We start from the raw sequence: 18,823 nt of genomic DNA, 5'->3' as shown, positions 1-18,823 counted from the left end.
ACGTTCTCAAGCCCCCCCGGCCGCCCGCGCCCCGCCGTCGGCGGGAGAAGAAGCCGGCGCCGGGGCGGGAAGGGAGGCGAACCGGGCGATGGCCCGAAGCAGTTCTTCTTCGGTATAGGGTTTCTGCAGGAGGGAACCGGGGGGAAGCGCGTCGAGCAGGTCGTCTCCCAGGCAGTTTCGGCTGTAGCCGGTGCAGAAGAGAACGGGGATCCCGGGCCGGAGCCGTTGCGCCTCCTCGTACACTTCCCGGCCGTTTTTTCCGGGCATGACGACGTCCAGGACCAGGAAATCGACCGTGTCCAAGTGCCGGCGCAGAAGTTCCAAAGCCCGCTCGCCGTCCTCGGCTTCGATGAGGTCGAACCCTTTCCGGCGCAGGGAACCCGCGGCCAGGGCCCGGGCCATGTCGTCGTCCTCGGCCAAAAGAATGGTCTTCAGCTTCCCCGGCGCTCCCGATTCGGCGCCCTGGTCGGGATCGGCATCGGACCGGGGTCCGTCGTCTTCGGCGGGGAGAAAGACGCTGATCGTGGTCCCCACTCCGGGAGAACTGCTGATGTCGAGGGCTCCGCCGTGTCGGCGGACGATGGCGTAGACGGTGGAGAGACCGAGCCCGGTGCCTTTCCCGGCTTCCTTGGTGGTGTAGAACGGTTCGAGGACGTGTTCGAGGCGTTCCGGAGCGATTCCTCCGCCTTCGTCGGCGACGGTGATCCGGACGTAGCGGGCGGCCGTCAGCTCGGGATGAACGACGTAGAACTCCCGCGGGGGGTGGTAATCGTCGACGGAGATCGAGATGGTTCCGCCCCCGGGCATGGCGTCCCGGGAATTGAGGCAGAGGTTCATCAGGATCTGATCGAGCTGCACCGGCTCGATCCGGATCGCAGCGGTGCCCCCCCGGTCCCGGCGCTCGATCCGGATGTTTTCGCCGATGATGCGCTCGATCAGCTCCACCGATTTGCCCACGGCTTCGACCGGGTTGATCGACTCCGCCGCCGGGGTTTCGCGGCGGCTGAAAGCCAGAAGCTGCCGGGTCAGATCGGCCCCCCTGTTCCCGGCGACGACGATGTTTTCCAAATTGCCCCGCTCCCGGGATCCGGGAGGGAAGGAATGCGTCAGGACCTGGGCGAAACCGAGAATGACATGGAGGATGTTGTTGAAATCGTGGGCGATGCCGCCGGCCAGCCGCCCGACCGCCTCCATCTTCATGGTCTGGCGGAGCTGCTCTTCCATTCTCGATTTGTCGGTGATGTCGAACATGACCGCCAGAACCGCCGGCCGTCCCTGCCAGGGAATCCGGGCGAAGCGGATCTCGAAGCGCCGGAGCTCGCCCTCCCCGTCGACGAGTTCGAGCAGAGGCTCGGCAGGGAAAGGGCGGCTGAGGTCGGGCAGTTCCTCGGCCGCCTGCAAAAGACTGGAGTGCGCCCGGATGACGGTATCGGCGGTTTTCCCCACCAAGTCATCCCGGCCGCCGCCGAGAATCTCGCGGATGTAACTGTTGGCGAAGACGATCAACCCCTTCTGAATGACCACCACCCCCGAACGGAGGTTGTCCACGACCAGGCGGTATTTCTCCTCGCTCTCCCGCAGGAGCTTGCGGGTCCTTCGCATCCTGACCACGAGCAGAACCAGGCCGACGATCAGGCCGGATTCCACCAGGATAAAAGCCGCCCCCCCCAGGAGAAACCGCCGGTACGTCCGGTACAGCCCGGGAGGACGGTTGAGGAGGGTATGGGGACGGGGGAGGGTCTCGGGGAGGATCCCCCATCTGCCCAACTGGCGGTCGTCGAAGACGTAGACGGGTTCCCGGGCGCCCGATACCGGTATCGCCGAAGGGGGTGTCCCCTCCAGGATCCGGCGCGCCAGCACGGCGGCGGTCCGGCCCTGCTCCCGGGCGGTGAGGAATCTTCCCCCCACCATCCCCTGGTAGAGGTTGACCATGCTGTAGACCGGGACGGGACAGGTGGCGACGATTTCGGCCGCCAGCTTCTTCTCGTCGACGAAAACCCCGTTGCGATCGCGGAACCAGGCCATGAAAAGAACGACCGACCCGGGTTCGGCCTGTTGCAGTTTCTCCAGCATCCCGGCCGTGGTCAGTTCCGCTCCGGAGAGGATCTCGACCTGCAGGGAGCGGAAACGGGAATCTTCTCCGAAGCTTCGGGCGAAGAACTTGAGAGTGTTCTGGGCCACCCCGGTCGAGCCCCCCACCAGGTAGACCCGCCGGACGTCGGGGTGGATGGTCTCGATCATCTCCAGGGCCGGTTCGATCCGGATGTCCTCCAGCACCCCGGTGTAGTTGTCCCGTCCGGCGAGGAGCGCGGGGTCGAAGTTGTTGACGCCGCAGAAGACCACGGGAACCCGGGGGAAGAGGGAGTCTCCCCGTTCGAGCATGAACTCGAAGGCGCGGTCGTCGGAGACGACGACCAGGTCGAACAGGTCGCGAGGATACTTGGCCGCCAGGATGCTCCGGACCAGGGAGAAATAGTTCTTGCCGTAAAAATGCTTGGTGTCGAGGTACTCCACGAAAATTTCCGGGGGCGGAGCGTAGGCGGCGATTTCCTCGCGGAAGGCGGCCAGGATGTCGTCGCTCCATACGTAGCCGGGGTGGTAGGAGTTGATGAAGAGGATGTGGGGGCCGGCGGGAAGAGGATCCGCGATCGCCGCCGCGGTTTCGCCTCGGAACGCCGGGGAAGGGGGCCGCGCGGGAGTCTCCTCCGGGGTCGCGGCGATCGCGGCCGCGGCCAGGAGCACGAGCGGAAAAGCGGAAATCGGCATGTTCGAATCAACCTTTCGTTCGGCGCCGGGGAAAACGGTTTCCCCGAAATCCGTGGTGTTCGGCGTCAATTCGTTAATTTATAATTCTACCATAATCGAACTTCGCGGCGGAGACAATCCGGTGCCGGAGGTTCGGGAACGGAGGGAGGAGGACGGTCGATGGCGAAGATCGCGCAGACCAGGTACATCATCATCACCGGCGGGGTGGTTTCTTCCCTGGGCAAGGGCATCACCGCGGCCTCGATCGGCTGCCTGCTCAAAAGCCGGGGCCTGCGGGTGAACATGCTCAAGTTCGACCCCTACCTCAACGTCGACCCCGGGACCATGAGCCCTTACCAGCACGGGGAGGTCTTCGTCACCGACGACGGCGCCGAAACCGATCTGGACCTGGGGCACTACGAACGTTTTCTGGATCAGATGACCCGCAGGGAAAACAACGTCACCGCCGGACAGATCTACGCCGCCGTTCTCTCCAGGGAACGGGATGGAGGCTACCTGGGCAAGACGGTTCAGGTCGTGCCCCACGTCACCGACGAGATCAAGGACCGCATTCGCGCCGTTTCCCCCGGATGCGAAGTGGTGATCGTCGAAGTCGGAGGGACGGTGGGGGACATCGAGAGCCTGCCTTTCCTGGAGGCGGTCCGCCAGTTGAGCCAGGAAGAAGGGGAGGCTCGGGTCTGTCACGTCCACCTCACCCTGGTCCCCTATATCCGGGCCGCGGAAGAACTGAAGACCAAACCTACCCAGCACAGCGTGGCCAAACTCCGGGAGATCGGCATCAGGCCCCAGGTGCTTATCTGCCGCACCGAATACGATATGCCCGAATCGATGAAGGCCAAGATCGCACTGTTCTGCAACGTCGAACGCCGGGCGGTGATCCAGGAGAAAGACGTGGGAGCCTCCATTTATTCCGTGCCCCTCCTGCTCCGGGGGGAAGGGCTCGACCGGCTGATCCTGGAACTGCTGGCCCTTCCTCAAGGCCGGTCCAACCTGGGGGCGTGGAGGAAGATGGTGGCGGCCGCCGGCGCCCCCGGCCGTCCCCGGGTAGTCATCGCCGTGGCCGGCAAATATACCGAGCTCAAGGATGCGTACAAGAGCATCCGCGCGGCCCTTCAGCACGCGGCCGGGATCGAAGGGTTCGACCTCGAAATCCGGGCGGTGGACGTGGAGGAAGCGCCGGCTTCCCGGCTGCTCAAGGGGGTGGACGGAGTTCTCGTCCCGGGCGGCTTCGGCGACCGGGGGGTGGAAGGGAAGATCGGAGTGGTCGGGTATGCCCGCCGCCGGGGCCTTCCCTTCCTGGGGATTTGCCTGGGAATGCAGGCGGCGGTCATCGACTACGCCCGCGGCGTCGCCGGCCTCTCCGGCGCCCACAGCACCGAGTTCGATCCCGGCACACCCCACCCGGTCATCACCATGATGGAAGAGCAGAAAAGGGTCCGGAAACTGGGGGGGACGATGCGGCTGGGGGGATATTCCTGCGAACTGCTGGCGGGGAGCCGCGCCGCCGCCGCCTACGGGAAAAACGCGATCCGCGAACGCCACCGCCACCGGTACGAGTTCAACGCCGAATACCGCCGGCGCCTGGAAGAGAAGGGCCTGCGGATCACCGGCGTCAACCCCGAAACCGGGCTGGTCGAGGTGGTGGAGATCCCGGCCCACCCCTGGTTCGTGGCGGTCCAGTTCCATCCGGAATTCACGTCGCGCCCCCTCCGGGGCCATCCTCTTTTCCGGGCCTTCGTCCGCGCGGCGGCCCGGAACCGTCTCCGGCCCTGAGTCCGGAGGAGCGGTTCAGGCCCGGTCCGGAAGCTCCGGCCGTCCCGGCACCCGGTGGTGAAGTATGCACCGGGGCTCGTAGCAGTAATCGCCGATGGCCAGCCGGTCGCGGCGCTGGGGGACATAGGGGGCGGGGGAGCCGTCGGGCTGGAGTTTCTGGGTGAAATAAGCGGCTTCGGCGCATCCGGGATGGTTGCAGACGGCATGCAGGGAATGGGGGTGGGTGGCCCGGTTGATGATGTTGGACATGCCGTGGCTGAAGTATTCGCCGGTATAGTCGAGGTTCAAACCCTCGCAGATCAGGTAGAGTCCCCGCTTCTGCAGGAAGCTGACCACTTCGGCGATATCGTCGCGGGCAAGCTGAACCTCGCTGATGACGACCACCCTGGTGCCGGGGCGCAGCGCCTCGACGATCCCCTCGGGAGAGCGTTCGTCGAAAACCTCGGCCGGTTCGCGGAGGAACCGGCTGACATCGTCGTGCGGACGGTCGGTGAAGGAATCGAAGCGGGAAACGATGGCGTCGGGGAAGTAGCGCGTGTCGATCCGGGGTTTGAAAACCTGGTAGGGAATGCGTTTGCGTTTGAGGATATCGAGCCGGATGAGAACGTTGAGGGTTTTTTTGGACCACATGGGACCGTAAAAGACCTCGAGGCAGTAGGGCTTGTAAGCCTCGGTGAAGACGCGCGAATTAGGCATGGCACCATCCCCGGTTGCGGTTGCGGGCCAGATACTACCACCGCCCCCCCGCCGGGGCAAGCGCGGGCGCCCGGGTCTTCCGAAAGCCGTTGCCCGAGGCCGGGGCCTGCGCTACCATCGGCCGAAATCGAAGGCGCCAGCGAGGGAGGTTCGATATGGCCAGGACCGGAATAATCGCCACCCTGGGACCGGCTTCGGAGAGCGAAGCGGTGATTCGCAAGATGACGAAAGCCGGCCTGGACGTGGTCCGGATCAATTGTTCCCATACCCGGTTCGAGGATCGGGACCGGATGCTGGCGGCGGTGGGAAAGATCGGGCGGTCTTCCCGTCGGCGCCTGCGGGTTCTGCTCGACCTGGAAGGCCCACGGATCCGGGTCGGGCACCTGCGCCGCCGGCGCCCGCTGGAAACGTCCCGGGGCGGCGTCGTCTGGCTCGTCCGCGACCTCAAACCCGGCGAGGGGAAATATCTCCCCCTCGATTACGAGGGGTCCTTCGAGGATTTCGCGGGGGCGCAACACGTCTTTATCGACGACGGGAATATCGTTTTGGAGATCAAGGAGATCCAGCCCGACCGGGTCAAGGCCCGGGTCCTGGTCGAAGGCCCGATCCGGGAGTTCAAGGGGGTCAACCTCCCCGGGGCGAAACTGGAATTCCCGGCCTTCACCCCCAAGGACGCCGAGGACGTCGAATACGGCGTCGCCCATAGAGTGGACTTCATCGCCCAGTCCTTCGTCCGCGGGGCCGGGGACGTCGAGGCGGTGCGGTCCCTGATCGGGAACCGTCTGCCGGGCGTCGCCGTGATCGCCAAGATCGAGAACCGCGAGGGAATCGCCGCCGCGGACTCGATCATCGATGCCTCCGACGGCATCATGATCGCCCGGGGGGACATGGGGGTGTCGATGCCGATTCAGGACGTTCCCATCATCCAGAAGGTCCTGATCAAGAAATGCAACTGGAAGCAGAAACCGGCGATTACGGCCACCCAGATGCTGGAGTCGATGGGGGAACATTCCCGCCCCACCCGGGCCGAGGTCACCGACGTCGCCAACGCCATCATCGACGGGACCGACTATGTCATGCTCTCGGGAGAGACGGCGATCGGGAAACACCCGGTGGAAGCGGTGCGGATGATGAGCGAGGTGATCGAGACCACTGAAGCCGCGATTCTCAAGCGCTGGGTGGGCTGAGCCGGCGGGTTCAGACCGCCGCTTCGACGAGCCACCAGCTTCGGGAAAAGTCGTCGGAAGTTTTTTCGAGCCCGGCCCGGCGGGCGATATCCTCCAGGGGGGCCATCTCCACCGTTCGATACCCGAGGCGCCGGATACGTCCGGGAAGGGTTTGCGCGGCTATTTTCCAGGGAAAGGCGCGGAAGAATGCCGCCGCCCCGGCGGCGGCGAGCCGGGCGTTCAACCCCTCGACGCGGTCTTTCGTCCAGCAATCGAAGATCCAGCGGCTTCCCGGGGCCAGGCCCAGGAAGGAAGGCGCGAGCAGCGCCGCGGTAACGCGGGCCGGCATGTAGAAGAGGACCCCTTCGGCCAGGACCAGGACGGGCCGGGAAGGGTCCAGCCCGGCGAGGGCCAGCCGCTCCCGCAGCCCGGGGCGTTCCAGACGCGCGGGCACGTACCTGTTCCCGGAGGGCAGGGAGATCCCGCGAGCCTCCAGCCCCCGGCGTTTCAGGTCGAGTTTTTCGGGAGCGTCGACCTCGAAAACCCGGAGGCGCCCCCCCGCCAGTTCGGGCAGGGTCAGGGCCCGGAAATCGAAGCCGGCGCCGAGAAAGAGCGCCTGCTCGAACCCGGGGGCGAGGGCCCGCAGCCGCGAAGTGGTGTGAAGATAGCGGGCCAGGTTGTATTCCCGGTAGACGGGATCGATTCTGCGAGCCATGCGGCAGAGTTTCACCCCGGTTCCGGTCACGAACCAGCGGGCGTAAGGGTCCGCCACGCCCAGCCGCTCGGCCCGAGCCCCCGACCTGAGCACGACCAGTGCGTCCGCGGTCTCCCCCACGAGCCCGGCGAGTTTCTCCGCCGCCCTCACGCGTCCCCCGGGGTCGGGGCCCGCCGCCCGGCCCGGAGGTCGCCCACGAACATATGCCCCGGTGCGTGGGTGACGGCCAGGGGAAGGGCCGCACCGCGCAGGGCCTCCTGGGGGGTGACCCCGCAGGCCCAGAAAACGGGGACGTCTCCCTTCCGCATCCGGGCCCGGTCTCCGTATTCGGGGCGGTCGAGATCGGCGATGCCGATCGCTTCCGGGGCCCCGACGTGAACGGGGGCGCCGTGGTGGCGGCCGTGGGCTCCGGTTATGCGTCGCACTTTTTCCACCATCGCCGACGGGATCGGGCGCATGCTGACCACCATCGTCCCTCCGAAGGGGCCGACCTGATCGAGGGGAATGGAGGTCCGGTACATGCTGACGTTGCGGTCCTCCCGGTGGTGGCGGAGCGGGACCCCGGCGGCGGCCAGATCCTCCTCGAAAGTAAAACTGCATCCCAACAGAAAAAACACCCAGTCTTCCCGGTAGAGGTCGCGGATATCCCCGGGTTCCGAGGTCAGGACCCCGTATTCCCAGACCCGGTACTGGGGCAGCTCGGTCAGGAGGTCGGCCCCGGGAGCGAGGACGGAGGACCGGTGGGATCCGGGCCCGACCGTCTCCAACAGGGGGCAGGGCGCAGGGTTGCGTCGGCAGAATTCACGGAAGTCCCGGGCGGATTCGGCGGGGACGACCACCAGGTTGGCCTGGACGTAACCCGGACAGAACCCCGCGGTGGGCCGCATGAACTCGCCCCGGGAGCAGAGTTCCCGGAGCCGCGACGGATGGAGGCGACGCTCCCGCATGTCCGGAGGATACCATCCCTCGATCCGGCGGCCAAGCGAGGAGAGCGCTTGTCCCGATTCCGTTCGGACGGTACACTAACCGGACCGGCGCACGAGAATGTCGGGGGAGGCGGTTATGAGACTGATGACGGTACGACCGGAGGAAGTGAGGGACCCGGTTCCCTTGCTTCGCTTCCAGACCCGGGAAGAAGAGGTGGACCGGCTGGCGGAATCGATTCGGGAACTGGGGCTGCTCTCTCCTCCCGTGGTGAAGCCCGCGCCGGAAGGCTGGGACCTGGTTTCGGGGAGCCGGCGTTTGGCGGCGGTGAAAAAACTGGGATGGAAGAGCGTACCGGTCCTGGCGGTCGAGAAGACTGTCGCCGTTCCGGTTGCGGTTCTGGCCGAAAACCTGGTTCGGGTCGATATCTCCCCCCTGGAGCGCGCCCGCGCCCTGGCGACGGCGATCGGGGAGGGCCTGGAGCCCGAAGAACTGGCGAAGCGGGTGGGCAGGACGCCGGGCTACATCCGGGCGCAACTGCGGCTTCTGGAAGGAATCCACCCCCGGGTTCTGGAATTGCTCGAGAACGAGAGCATCACCTACGGCCACGCCGAGGCCCTGATGCGCCTGAGCGACCGTTCCCTTCAGCTGAAACTGGCGGACCGGATCGCGGCCGAGGGGCTCAACGTCAAAGAGACGGAACTGGAGGTCGACCTGGCCCGCCCTCAGGCGGAACTGACCGAGCGCGAAGCAGAGCTGAACCGGGTGGAACGGACGGTGATCGGAAAACTCCCCGGGGAATGGCGGAACCGTTTCACCATCCGTCAGGGGCGCAGCAGCGAGAAACTGGTGGTGAATTTTCGGGACCGGAACGAGCTCAGGGGACTTTTGAAGAAAATCGCCGAGGCGCTCTGAAGGGCGGCCTCGGCTCCCGGAGCGAATCGGAGAGGAAAGGCGGAGACTATGGAACCGGCACATCGGCCACGGGAATTTCCCCGGAGGGCGGGGATCCTTCTGCACTGCACGTCTCTTCCCGGCCCGCACGGGATCGGGAGCCTGGGCAGGGAGGCGCTTCGGTTCGTGGATTTCCTGGCCGAGTCCGGACAACGGCTCTGGCAGTTGCTTCCCCTGAACCCGACCGGGTACGGCAACTCACCCTATTCCAGTCCTTCGGCCTTCGCCGGCAACCCCCTGCTGATCGATATCGAAAGCCTGGTCGAAGAGGGGCTCCTCGATCGCTCCGCCGCGTCATCCGGGCCCGCTTTCCCCGAAGATCGGGTCGATTACGAGGCGGTCGCGGCTTTCAAGTACCGTTGCCTGGACGCGGCCTGGGAAAGGTTCCGGGCCGAGGCCGGCCTGAGCCAGGCCCGGGACTTCGTTTCTTTCTGCCGGCGCCAGGCGTACTGGCTGGACGATTACGCCCTCTTCATCTCCCTGAAACGCCACTTTCAGGGGCTGCCCTGGACGGAATGGCCCTCCGCCGTTTCCCGGTGCCTTTCCCGGGAACGGTCCCGGTGGGAAAAGGAGCTGAGGGCGTCCGCCTCCCGGAGCCGGTTCGTCCAATACCTTTTCGCCGGGCAGTGGGAGCGGCTGCGGCACCGCGCCGCCGCCCGGGGAGTGGCCCTGATCGGGGACGTGCCCATCTTCGTCAGTTACGACAGCGCCGACGTCTGGCGACACCGGGAGCTTTTCCTCCTCGATTCCGAAGGGCGGCGGCTCGCGCTTTCGGGCGCGCCGCCCAAACCGCCGCGCCACGTCAGCCAGATATGGGGAAACCCCCTCTACGACTGGAAGGAGATGGGGCGCCACCGTTTCCGCTGGTGGCGGGCGCGCCTGGCCGCGGTTCTCGGTCTGGTCGACATCCTCCGCATCGACCATTTCTCGGGTTTCTACGCCTGCTGGCATATCCCCCCCGGGGCCGAGACTTCCGCCGAAGGCGAGTGGGAGCGCGGTCCCGGCCTGGAGTTTTTCCGGGGAGCCGAAGAGGAACTGGGACCGCTGCCCGTCATCGCCGAAGCCCGGGAGCCGGAGATCCACTCCGAGGTGGAACGGTTGATGGACGAACTGGGCTACGCCGGGGTCCGCGGCCTGCAATTCGCCTTCGACGGCAACCCCGACAACTATAACCTGCCCGAAAACTACCCGGTTCACTGCTCGGTGACGACCGGGACTCACGACGACGACACCATCGCCGGATGGTACCTCGGACTGGACCCGGAGACGCGGCGCCGGGTGGACGACTACCTCGGGCCCGTCCCCGCCGACCGCGTTCACCGCGCCTTCATGGAGATCCTTTGCGCTTCCGCGGCCGACACCGTGGTCATCCCCCTCCAGGACGTCCTGGGCCTGGGAAGCGGAGCCAGGATGAACCGCCCCGGCGTCCCCTCCGGCCAGTGGGAATGGCGGGCCCGGAGCGACATGATGACCGGGGCGGTCGCCCGGGGCCTGAAGGACCTCGCCGGCGGGTCCGGGCGTCTGGCGCCGGCGAGCGGAGGCTGAGGAGAGGCCGTCGCCACCCCGGGAAAAGCGTTTCGGCCCGGACCGGTTTCGGGGTATGGTGGCTTCACGCGGCCGTCGGGCCAAGGAGAACGATAACCATGAAAGTACGCGATCGCATTTACGGGGAGTTCGAAGTCGGCCCCGCCGTTATCCGGGAACTGGTCGAGTCCCGGCCTTTTCAGCGCCTACGGGGGGTCAACCAGTACGGGGGAGTGGACCTGGTTTTCCCCGGGCGCTATCAGGTCACCCGTTTCGAACACTCCCTGGGAGTGTGGAGAGTTCTGGAGAAGGTGGGGGCGTCCCCGGAAATCCAGGTCGCCGGGCTCCTGCACGATCTCGGCCATACCGCATTTTCGCACATGGTCGATATGGCCATGGCCAGCAGCGGCGAGGATTATCACGAGAAAAACATGCACCTGATCGAGGGGCTGGACGAGGTTTCGGAGATCCTGAAACGCCACGGGATCGCGCCCCCGGAGGCGGACGGGTGCCCGGAGATCAAAAAGTCCCTTCCCGACGTGGGGGCCGACCGCATCGATTACGGCGTCAGGGACTTCGTGGGCGCGACCGGGCTCGAACCCGGCCTGGGGCGCGAAGTTCTGGAGAACATACTTTTGATCGGCCGCGACATCGTCTTCACCGACGCCGGCGTCGCCCGGCGCTACGCCCTGGCCGGGCTGGAAGCGATGTGGCTGTGCATTTACGAGCCCTCGGTAGCCTGCGTCTATCAGGCTCTGACCGAGATCATCAGGATCGGATGGGAGGGGGGATGGATCGGGGAGAAGGACCTCTTCGGGGACGACGCTTCGCTCTTCGCTCGGATCTCCGCCCACGGGTCCGAACTTCCCGAAAAACACTACCGGCTCTTTACCACCCCCTTCGAAGTGGAGGAAGCCGGCGAAGACGACTGCGACTTCAAGCACGTCAAGCTCAAGGTCAGGTATTTCGATCCGCCGGTCCTATCCGGCGGCGTTCCCCGCCCCCTTTCGGACCTCGACCCGGGGTTCGTGGAGAAACTCGAACCGATGAAACTCAAGTTCGAGGAGCGCAAGAAAGGGGCCTGCTTCAAGGTCCGCTTCGCGCGCACTTAGGCGTCCGCGGGCGCCGCGGGGTCGACCGCGGCGCCCGCGGAGGCTGCCCCTCCGCTCAATCCCCCGGATAGGGGTTGGTCACCTGCTCGTCGGACGAGGATCCGAAATAGACGGACGCCACCGAGGGGTTGTTGACCAGCCACTTGCCCTTGGCGGCCCGGAAGAGCCCGATGTCGTCGGTCCCGTCGCCGTCGTAGTCGGCCGGAACCGGAACGTCGGAGGCGACTCCGTAATAGACGGCCGTTTTCCCTCTCACCAGCCACTTGCCGTTGGAGGGGCGCCAGACCGCGATGTCGGACGTCCCGTCGCCGTCGTAGTCGGCCGGAACCGGGCCGTCGGTGGAGATGCCGAACCACGCCGCCACGCCCCCGCGGATCAGCCATTTGCCCAGGCCGGGCCGGAAGACGGCGATGTCGGCGGTCCCGTCGCCGTCGTAGTCGGCGGGGACGGTCTCGTCGCCGGAGGCGCCGAAGTAAGCGGAGGTTGAGGCGCGGACCAGCCACTTGCCGTTGGAGGGCCGGAAGACGGCGATGTCGGCGGTCCCGTCGCCGTCGTAGTCGGCGGGAACGGTTTCGTCGCCGGAGACGCCGTAGTAGGCGGCGACGCCGCCGCGGACCAGCCACTTGCCGTTGGAGGGCCGGAAGACCGCGATCTCCCAGGAACCGTTTCCGTCGAAGTCCTGGGGAACCGGGGTGTCGCTGGCAAAGCCGTAATAGGCCCGGGTCACGGACCGGATCGCCCAGAGTCCGACCGAAGGCCGGAAGACGGCGATGTCGGAAGTGCCGTCGCCGTCGTAGTCACCGGCGGCTTTCCCCCCGCCGCCGGGAACGGGCGTGGGGACGGGGGTGGGGGCGGGAAGCCCTTCGTAGCAGGCCCCGTCGTCGGCGTATCCGCAGAAGGTGTTGTCGGCGAAACCGCGGACCCAGCAGCGGGCGTCGGTCGCGCCGGCGGGAGCGGTGGAGGTGACCGTGAGCAGCTCCCACTGGCCGGAGGAGGCCGAAACCACCGTATCCCAGTAGATCGTGGAACCGCCCACGTACCAGTTGGCGGTGATCCCCATCGATCCGGGGGAAGCCGAGTAGACCCACATCTGGAAGGTGTAGGGGTTCCCCTCGGTGACGGGCTGGGCGTCGGCGTAGAGCCCGCGGCCGTACTCCCCCGCGGTGGTGGAAAGCTCCAGGCGCAGCGCGGTCGCCGACGAGTGGGTGATCGCGGTCTCGGCGGCGAGCTCGACGTTGGAGTAGGGAATCCAGTCGTCGGGGCAGGTGGAGCTGCTCCAGCTTTCGAAACTGGGGTTGGGCAGGAGGTTGACGTACTGCGGGGAAGGGGTGGGGGAGGGCGATTCGAATCCGTAGGGCGTGGCACTGGGCGTGGCGGTGGGCGCCGTGGTCGGGGTGGTGCTGGGGGTCTTGAAACCCTCGGGGGTGGGCGTGGGGGTGGCGGCGGAATACTCGATCTCCAGGCGGGCCGATTTGGTCGGGTCGCCGTTGTAGGACCAGATCCGGCGGCGGAGATCGCCGTTGACGTCGGCGTAGACGATCACGGTCAGGCTGTTGCCGGCCTCCCACCCCGGACGGTCCACGATCTCCTGGACCACCGCGGAGAGGTCGGGCGAGGAGTATTCCTGGTTCACGGTCCAGGCCGTCTGGGCCCAGTCGACCTGGGCCGAGGTCAGGGTCCGGTGCAGCGGGCCGTCGTCGGCCGCGGTGAACTGGGGGGAATCGTCGACGTCGTCGGCGCCGACGTGGAGGTTGTTGAGGGCGGTGTTGTAGCTGGTGTACTGGGTGACGATCAGGTCGGCCGAGGTGACGGTCGCCCCCGGAGGCACCTGGATTCCGGTGAAGCGGAAGCCGGTGTAATAGCAGCCGATGGTATCGCTGCGCGAGCCCAGGTGCAGATAGGCTTCCCCGCTGTCGAAGTAGGTGGCGTGCTGCTGGGCGTCGTCGGCGCCCGTGGTGATGACGTAGGTCCCGGGGAGAGGGGTGGCGGTGGGAACGGGGGTGGGGGGCAGCCAGCCGGCGGGGTCGACGGGGACGAAATCGCAGGGGTACTGCCCGCTCTTGTAGTATTTTCCCCACCACTCGGCGTAGAAGTCGCGGAAGAGGTCGCCCGCCCCCTCGATGTTGGAGGAGTTGTGGCGCGCGATCGAAAGTTTTTTGCCGGTGCCGCAGATCTCGACGTCCTCGAGGTAGGAGGGGAAGATGAAGGGGAAGTTGACGGTATTGAAAAGATCGGCGTCGCCGTAGATGGGGCGCCCCGCGCAGACGGTGAGGCGGACGTCCCGGGGCCCGCAGGAGTAATCGTAGGCGGCGCCGGCGCCCGACACCATCAGGAGGTCGTCGTAGGGGTCCCCGGGCCCGTCGTCGATGACCATGAAATTGGCGATCTTCCCGGTTTCGATCGTCCCCATGTCGTCTTCGCGGCCGCAGGCGACCGCCCCGTTGCGGGTGACCATGTCGGCGAACTCCAGGGACTGGATGGTCCAGCCGGCCTGATCGCTGTAATACTTGCAGTAGTTGAGTTCGGCCAGCATGTTGGGGTTACCCCAGGGGGTGGCGTCGCAGCCGATGGAGACCAGGGCCCCCGCGGCCAGGGCGCCGGGAATGTCGGCGGTCTGGCCGTAGTAGAGGATGTTGCACTTGCAGGCCCAGGAGAGAGCGGTCCGGTTGCCGTCCACCGTCGTGAATTCGGCGAAGTCGGCGGCGTTGAGGGAGTTGCCGTGGATGATGGTGGTGCGCCCGTCGTAGGAAGGGAGGGTCTTCCACCAGTTCCAGTCCTGGGCTTCGCAGCCGGTCGGCCAGGACTGGCAGAGGTGGAGGATGTAGCGGTCGACCTTGCCGTTGACGGCATCGGCGTGCTTGGCCGTCCAATCGGTCCCGTCGGTTCGGGGGAAGACGCTGTCGTACGCGCGGCCGGGGAAGCGCTCGCAGTTGATGATCCCCACCCCGAGCTTGTTGGAGTTGTCGTTGTAGTGGGCGCTGGCGACGCACTGCCCCTGGGTGACGGCGCAGCCGCTGGAGGCCATGCGGACTTCGGCCAGCTTGGCGATGGCGTAGGCGTCGGAGAGGGATCCGGTCAGTTCCCCTTCCGCCTGGTACTGGAAGTCGCTGTACATCTGCTTGGTGGCCGGCTCGGCGTCGCTGCCGGACCAGTCGTTCAGGCACTGGTAGGTGCCGTGGATATCGGGGTAGACCGCGCTGCTGATGTAGGGCAGGGGAATGATGTCCCAGATGTCCTTGCTGGGGTGGTCGTGGGAGTTGATCAGGGCGGGAAAGATCAGGCCGTCGACTTCGATTACGTCCACCCCGCCCGGAGCGTCGGGCGTGACTCCGGCGATCAGGTCGCCCTGGACCTCGATGTAGTAGCCGTCGTAGACGTTGCGGGCGTCGTCCATGGTGACCACCGTCCCGTGGAGGGCGTAGTGGGGAATGATGTCTTCGGGCGCCGCGAAATCGGCGGTGAAGCGGGGCTGGAGCCACTGGGCCGGGTTCTTGGTGGTGTCGCGTTCGACGATCCCGACGACGGCGTCGAACTCGTCGCTGTTTTTGGGGAAGTAGTTGTAGTCGAGTTCGTCGTCGACGGTGGCGGCGGCTCCCGGCGACCCGGTCTGGACCTGCCATTTTCCGCTGCCGATGTTCTCGTTGCTGACGTAGACGTCCTCGACCCGGACCAGGCAGCCTTCGTACTCCTCCAGAGCGACGTCGGCGGTGCTCACGGTCACGGGAGGGAAAGGATCGTTGCCCTCGGAGTTGACGGAAAAGGCGGTGAGGCTGTTGATGACGGTCTGGCCGTTGCTGGCGGAGACCGTTCCGGTCAGGGTGACGTTGTCCCCGATCTCGGGGCCGTAGGTGCTCTGGGAGATGCAGATGCCGTTGTAGGCTCCGTCGGCGTCGGCGATGAAGAATTCCATGCTCGGATAGACCAGGTTGACCACTCCGGTCACGGTTTGGGAGCCGGTCAGGGTGCCCTGTTGAATCTCGGCGATGGTCCCGGCGTACAGGGCCGGGGCGCAACAGGCAGCCAGGCAGGCGATGAGACGGGACAGTTTCATATAATCCTTCCTCCGAGACGCACCCGTCTCGTTACCCGGCGCCGCCGGGTTGGGTTGAACAGGAATCAGTTTTAAGGACTATAGCACATCGGATCTTCCCGCAACCACCAAAGCCGAAAGATATTCTCGGAAGCGTTCCCGAGATTCAGGGGGCGGCCGGCCAGACGATGATCCCGGGTTTCCAGGGGGCGACCCGGACGGCGGCTCCTTCGCGCAGATTCAGCCGTTGGCGGATGAAATCCGGAAACTTCAGTTCCAGGTCGAATTCGCTGCGGCTGCCGTCGGCGCGGAAATGAAGCACGCACTGCTCGGGGAGGGGGAAGACGGCGGCGATCGTCCCGGAAATGAGGTTTTCGGCCAGTTCCCGCCGGACGGGGGCGTCGTCCCGGATGATCTTGATGTCCTGGGGCCGCAGGCAGACGGTCGCCCTTCCCCCGGGCGGCGGCGGGTTCCCCACCCGGATCCGGAACGGGCCGCAATCGATGCTCGAATCGCCGCCGGGCAGGGGCTCGGCCTTCCCGGTGAAGATATTGCGGTAGTTGAGGAACTCGGCGACCGCGGGCGCCGCCGGCCGTCGGAAGAGGTCCTCCCGGGAAGAACTCTGGACCGGCGCGCCGGCGATCATGACGGTGATGCGGTCTCCGAGGGTATACGCCTCTTCCAGGTCGTGGGTGATATGCAGGGTGGATATCCGCAGCCGGTCGAGGGCCTTGCGGACCTCGAACCAGAGGCGCCGGCGCTGGCCGGGGTCGATCGAGCCGAAGGGCTCGTCCAGAATCAGAAACCGGGGCCCCCCCGCCAGGGCCCGGGCCAGGGCCACTTTCTGCTTTTCGCCCCCGGAAAGCCCCCGGACCGCCCGCCCCCGCAGTTCCTGGAGGCGGAGGAGGGAGCAGAGGCGCTCGACGGCGTCGTCGGCGCGGTCGGCCGGGGCCCGCGCCGCGCGCAGGCTGAAACGGATATTTTCCTCGACGTCGAGGTGTGGGAACAGGGACTGGTGCTGGGGTAGGTAGCCCATCCCCCGTTTTTCCGGGGGCGTTCCCACGATCTCCGTTGCGCCGATCCTGATGCTGCCGCGCCGGGGCGGGAGCAGCCCCAGAACGCACTTGATCAAGGTGGATTTGCCGCTCCCGGTCGGCCCCAGCAGGATATGGTAGCCGCCGCCGGAGCAGACCAGCTCCGGGACCCGGAGGCGGAAGGCCCCGACCTCCACCTCCAGCCCCTCGACGACGAGATCGCCGCCGTTCATGCCGCTTCTGCCCGGGATCGGGTCCCCGGCGGGAGTTTTCGCCGTTTTCCACCGCTTCCGGGAGCGCATCTTCATTCACCCCGCTCCCGTCGTCCGGGGGCCGGGAATCCGCTCCCGCCCGAAAGCGGGCGCCCAGGCGCCGGTCAGGCGTTTCTCCAGAATCGAAATAAGCCGTTCGAACGCCAGGCACATCGCCGCCAGCACCATCAGGCAGACGATGATCCGGTCGATCCGGAGCATGCTCTCCGATTTGAGCAGGAAGGCTCCGATTCCGGTCGGGACCGCGATCATCTCGGCCGCCACGATCACTCTCCAGGCCATGCCGGCCTCCAGCCGCAGCCCGGTAAAGACGGCGGGCAGGGAGAGAGGGAGCAGGACCCTGCCGATGACGGTGATCCGGGTCGCCCCCAGGGTGCGGGCGACGTCGACGTATTCTTCCGCCACTCCCCGAATGCCTCCGGCGGTGGTGTAGAGAATGGGGAAAAAGGCGCAGACGAAGACGACGGCGACGGGGAGGACCGGCCCGATCCCGAACCAGAGCATGAACAGCGGCAGCCAACCCAGGGCGGGGATGGGATAGAAAAGGCTGAAGAGAGGGGAGAACGAACGCTCGAACAGCCGGGAACATCCCATCGCCGTCCCCACCGCCAGCCCGGCGGCGGCGCCGAGAAGAAAACCGGCCGCGACCCGGACGAGGCTGGGATAGAACTGCGCCCAGAGCACCCCGGACACGATCAGGCGCCCGAACTCGGCCGCCACCCGGCTGAAGGGGGGAAGAAAGAGTTTTCCGGGGAAGAGCTCCAGGCGGGCCCCCAGCTCCCAGCAAACCACGAAGGCCAGGATGGGGACGAGCGGCGCCCAGCCCCGTCCGCGCTTACCTTTCCAGCAGCCGGGGCGCAAGCACTTCCTCCAGGGGAAGGACCCGGGGGATGTAATCCAGGGTCCGCATGTATTCCATGGTGGCGCGGACGGCCTGCGGGTCGAGTTCGGTGGTGTAGACCAGCCGCCCCATCGAGCGCTCGATCGTCTCGGAGGTTATCTTCAGGGAGTCGAGCTCGTCCGCGCCCGCCCCCGGAGCGACGGTGTCCCGGGGCGAACCCAGGGCCTCGGCCACGGCCGCCGCCGCCTCGGCGGGGTGGGCGTTGATCCAGGCGGTGGCTTTCTCGGTGACCGCGGCCAGTTTTTCCACCGTTTCCGGGGCGGTTTCCAGGAGGTCGCGCCGGACGACGAGAACGCTCCCGGGCATGCCCGGCCAGCAATCCCGGGGCGAGGCCAGGAACCCGGCCCCTCCGGCTTCGGCCAGGGTGGCGTAATGCTCGGGCAGAAAGGCGGCGTCGAGCCGGCCGCCGGCCAGGGCCAGCACCAGGCGGGGCGGGCTCATTCTCAGAACCTTGGCTTCCAGCCGCCGCCGATCGAGCGAATGCGCGTCCGCGAGCCGGTTCATGAGCACGTCCACCGCTCCGCCCTGTCGGACGCAGCCGACCCGGATCTCCGGGTCGAGCAGGCGGGTCAGGTCGCCCACGCGCCGGCGGTCGGCCACCAGGCCGTAGCCGTAGAGGTGGGTTCCGCAGACGACGCGGATGTCGATCCCGGCGTTGATCCGGGCGTTGAGGGCGGGCACGAGGCAGATGTAGGCGGCGTCGACGTCCCCCCGGGCCAGGGCGGCGGAGAGAGCCATTCCGGTGACGTAGCTGTCGAAGGCGGCCACCCGCAGTCCCGCCTCCTCGAACCAGCCCCGGGCGCGGGCTATCTGGGCGGCGGCGGCATGATCGGTGAACTCCACCGCGATCCGCAGGGGAGGGGAACCGTCTCCGGCGGCGGCGGCCGCCGCGGACGCCAGGAGAAAAACCGCGCATACTATCGATTTCATCGTCATCCTCCTTCAGGATAGCGGTT

Annotated in this window: 13 protein-coding genes; 5 read left to right on the top strand and 8 right to left on the bottom strand. The window is 66.7% G+C overall.

Annotated features, from left to right (window positions below):
* Positions 1-6 precede the first annotated feature (6 nt).
* On the bottom strand, positions 7-2,766 hold the full coding sequence (locus tag PLZ73_06925; GenBank protein HOO77605.1) for an ATP-binding protein: 2,760 nt from the start codon (positions 2,764-2,766) through the stop codon (positions 7-9).
* A 159-nt stretch (positions 2,767-2,925) separates the two neighbouring features.
* Here PLZ73_06925 and PLZ73_06920 point away from each other — a divergent pair, with 159 nt between their 5' ends.
* Entirely contained in the window at positions 2,926-4,539 is a 1,614-nt protein-coding gene (locus tag PLZ73_06920) for a CTP synthase (protein ID HOO77604.1), read from the top strand.
* A 15-nt stretch (positions 4,540-4,554) separates the two neighbouring features.
* On the opposite strand, the gene PLZ73_06915 is transcribed toward PLZ73_06920, so the two are convergent.
* Positions 4,555-5,235, bottom strand: a complete 681-nt coding sequence (locus PLZ73_06915) for a hypothetical protein (protein HOO77603.1) — start codon at positions 5,233-5,235, stop codon at positions 4,555-4,557.
* 155 nt (positions 5,236-5,390) lie between these two features.
* On the opposite strand from PLZ73_06915, the gene pyk reads away from it, so the two are divergent.
* On the top strand, positions 5,391-6,422 hold the full coding sequence (gene pyk / locus PLZ73_06910) for a pyruvate kinase (protein ID HOO77602.1): 1,032 nt from the start codon (positions 5,391-5,393) through the stop codon (positions 6,420-6,422).
* Positions 6,423-6,432: 10 nt separating this feature from the next.
* Here the strand turns inward: pyk and PLZ73_06905 are convergent, their stop codons facing one another.
* Entirely contained in the window at positions 6,433-7,266 is an 834-nt protein-coding gene (locus tag PLZ73_06905; GenBank protein HOO77601.1) for a class I SAM-dependent methyltransferase, read from the bottom strand.
* Positions 7,263-8,063, bottom strand: a complete 801-nt coding sequence (locus PLZ73_06900; protein HOO77600.1) for a putative hydro-lyase — start codon at positions 8,061-8,063, stop codon at positions 7,263-7,265. The genes PLZ73_06905 and PLZ73_06900 overlap by 4 nt, the downstream gene beginning before the upstream one ends.
* Before the next feature lie 115 nt (positions 8,064-8,178).
* Between PLZ73_06900 and PLZ73_06895 the strand changes: the two genes are divergently transcribed.
* The 3 genes from PLZ73_06895 (at position 8,179) to PLZ73_06885 (ending at position 11,630) form a co-directional block, all read left to right on the top strand.
* Complete coding sequence (locus PLZ73_06895; GenBank protein ID HOO77599.1) at positions 8,179-8,955, top strand: ParB/RepB/Spo0J family partition protein; 777 nt, start codon at positions 8,179-8,181, stop codon at positions 8,953-8,955.
* A 48-nt stretch (positions 8,956-9,003) separates the two neighbouring features.
* Positions 9,004-10,539 carry a 4-alpha-glucanotransferase gene (gene malQ, locus PLZ73_06890; protein ID HOO77598.1) on the top strand — a complete coding sequence of 512 codons (1,536 nt, stop codon included), beginning with the start codon at positions 9,004-9,006 and terminating at the stop codon, positions 10,537-10,539.
* 98 nt (positions 10,540-10,637) lie between these two features.
* A complete protein-coding gene (locus tag PLZ73_06885; protein ID HOO77597.1) occupies positions 10,638-11,630 on the top strand; it encodes an HD domain-containing protein in 993 nt (330 codons plus the stop codon).
* 55 nt (positions 11,631-11,685) lie between these two features.
* Here PLZ73_06885 and PLZ73_06880 read toward each other — a convergent pair whose 3' ends face one another.
* The 4 genes from PLZ73_06880 to PLZ73_06865 form a co-directional block, all read right to left on the bottom strand.
* The gene (locus PLZ73_06880; protein ID HOO77596.1) at positions 11,686-15,681 is read right to left on the bottom strand and encodes an amidohydrolase family protein; all 3,996 of its coding nucleotides are present in this window, start codon (positions 15,679-15,681) and stop codon (positions 11,686-11,688) included.
* A 145-nt stretch (positions 15,682-15,826) separates the two neighbouring features.
* On the bottom strand, positions 15,827-17,002 hold the full coding sequence (locus tag PLZ73_06875) for an ABC transporter ATP-binding protein (GenBank protein ID HOO77595.1): 1,176 nt from the start codon (positions 17,000-17,002) through the stop codon (positions 15,827-15,829).
* A complete protein-coding gene (locus tag PLZ73_06870) occupies positions 17,003-17,827 on the bottom strand; it encodes an ABC transporter permease (GenBank protein ID HOO77594.1) in 825 nt (274 codons plus the stop codon).
* Positions 17,802-18,797: an ABC transporter substrate-binding protein gene (locus PLZ73_06865; GenBank protein ID HOO77593.1), complete on the bottom strand. Its 996-nt coding sequence runs from the start codon at positions 18,795-18,797 to the stop codon at positions 17,802-17,804. Before PLZ73_06865 ends, PLZ73_06870 begins: the two co-directional genes overlap by 26 nt.
* Positions 18,798-18,823: the final 26 nt, after the last annotated feature.

This window comes from bacterium (genome assembly GCA_035380285.1).
GTDB lineage: Bacteria > Auribacterota > Erginobacteria > Erginobacterales > DAOSXE01 > DAOSXE01.
Note: the sequence above shows the minus strand (reverse complement) of the source record. Positions and strands in the feature narration are given on the sequence as shown.

Bases quoted from the DNA above. Each gene is read 5' to 3' on its own strand.
- PLZ73_06925 (HOO77605.1), bottom strand. From the start codon at position 2,766: ATGCCGATTTCCGCTTTTCCGCTCGTGCTCCTGGCCGCGGCCGCGATC.
- PLZ73_06880 (HOO77596.1), bottom strand. From the start codon at position 15,681: ATGAAACTGTCCCGTCTCATCGCCTGCCTGGCTGCCTGTTGCGCCCCG.
- PLZ73_06875 (HOO77595.1), bottom strand. From the start codon at position 17,002: ATGAAGATGCGCTCCCGGAAGCGGTGGAAAACGGCGAAAACTCCCGCC.
- PLZ73_06920 (HOO77604.1), top strand. From the start codon at position 2,926: ATGGCGAAGATCGCGCAGACCAGGTACATCATCATCACCGGCGGGGTG.
- PLZ73_06885 (HOO77597.1), top strand. From the start codon at position 10,638: ATGAAAGTACGCGATCGCATTTACGGGGAGTTCGAAGTCGGCCCCGCC.
- PLZ73_06915 (HOO77603.1), bottom strand. From the start codon at position 5,235: ATGCCTAATTCGCGCGTCTTCACCGAGGCTTACAAGCCCTACTGCCTC.
- pyk (HOO77602.1), top strand. From the start codon at position 5,391: ATGGCCAGGACCGGAATAATCGCCACCCTGGGACCGGCTTCGGAGAGC.
- malQ (HOO77598.1), top strand. From the start codon at position 9,004: ATGGAACCGGCACATCGGCCACGGGAATTTCCCCGGAGGGCGGGGATC.
- PLZ73_06900 (HOO77600.1), bottom strand. From the start codon at position 8,063: ATGCGGGAGCGTCGCCTCCATCCGTCGCGGCTCCGGGAACTCTGCTCC.
- PLZ73_06865 (HOO77593.1), bottom strand. From the start codon at position 18,797: ATGAAATCGATAGTATGCGCGGTTTTTCTCCTGGCGTCCGCGGCGGCC.
- PLZ73_06895 (HOO77599.1), top strand. From the start codon at position 8,179: ATGAGACTGATGACGGTACGACCGGAGGAAGTGAGGGACCCGGTTCCC.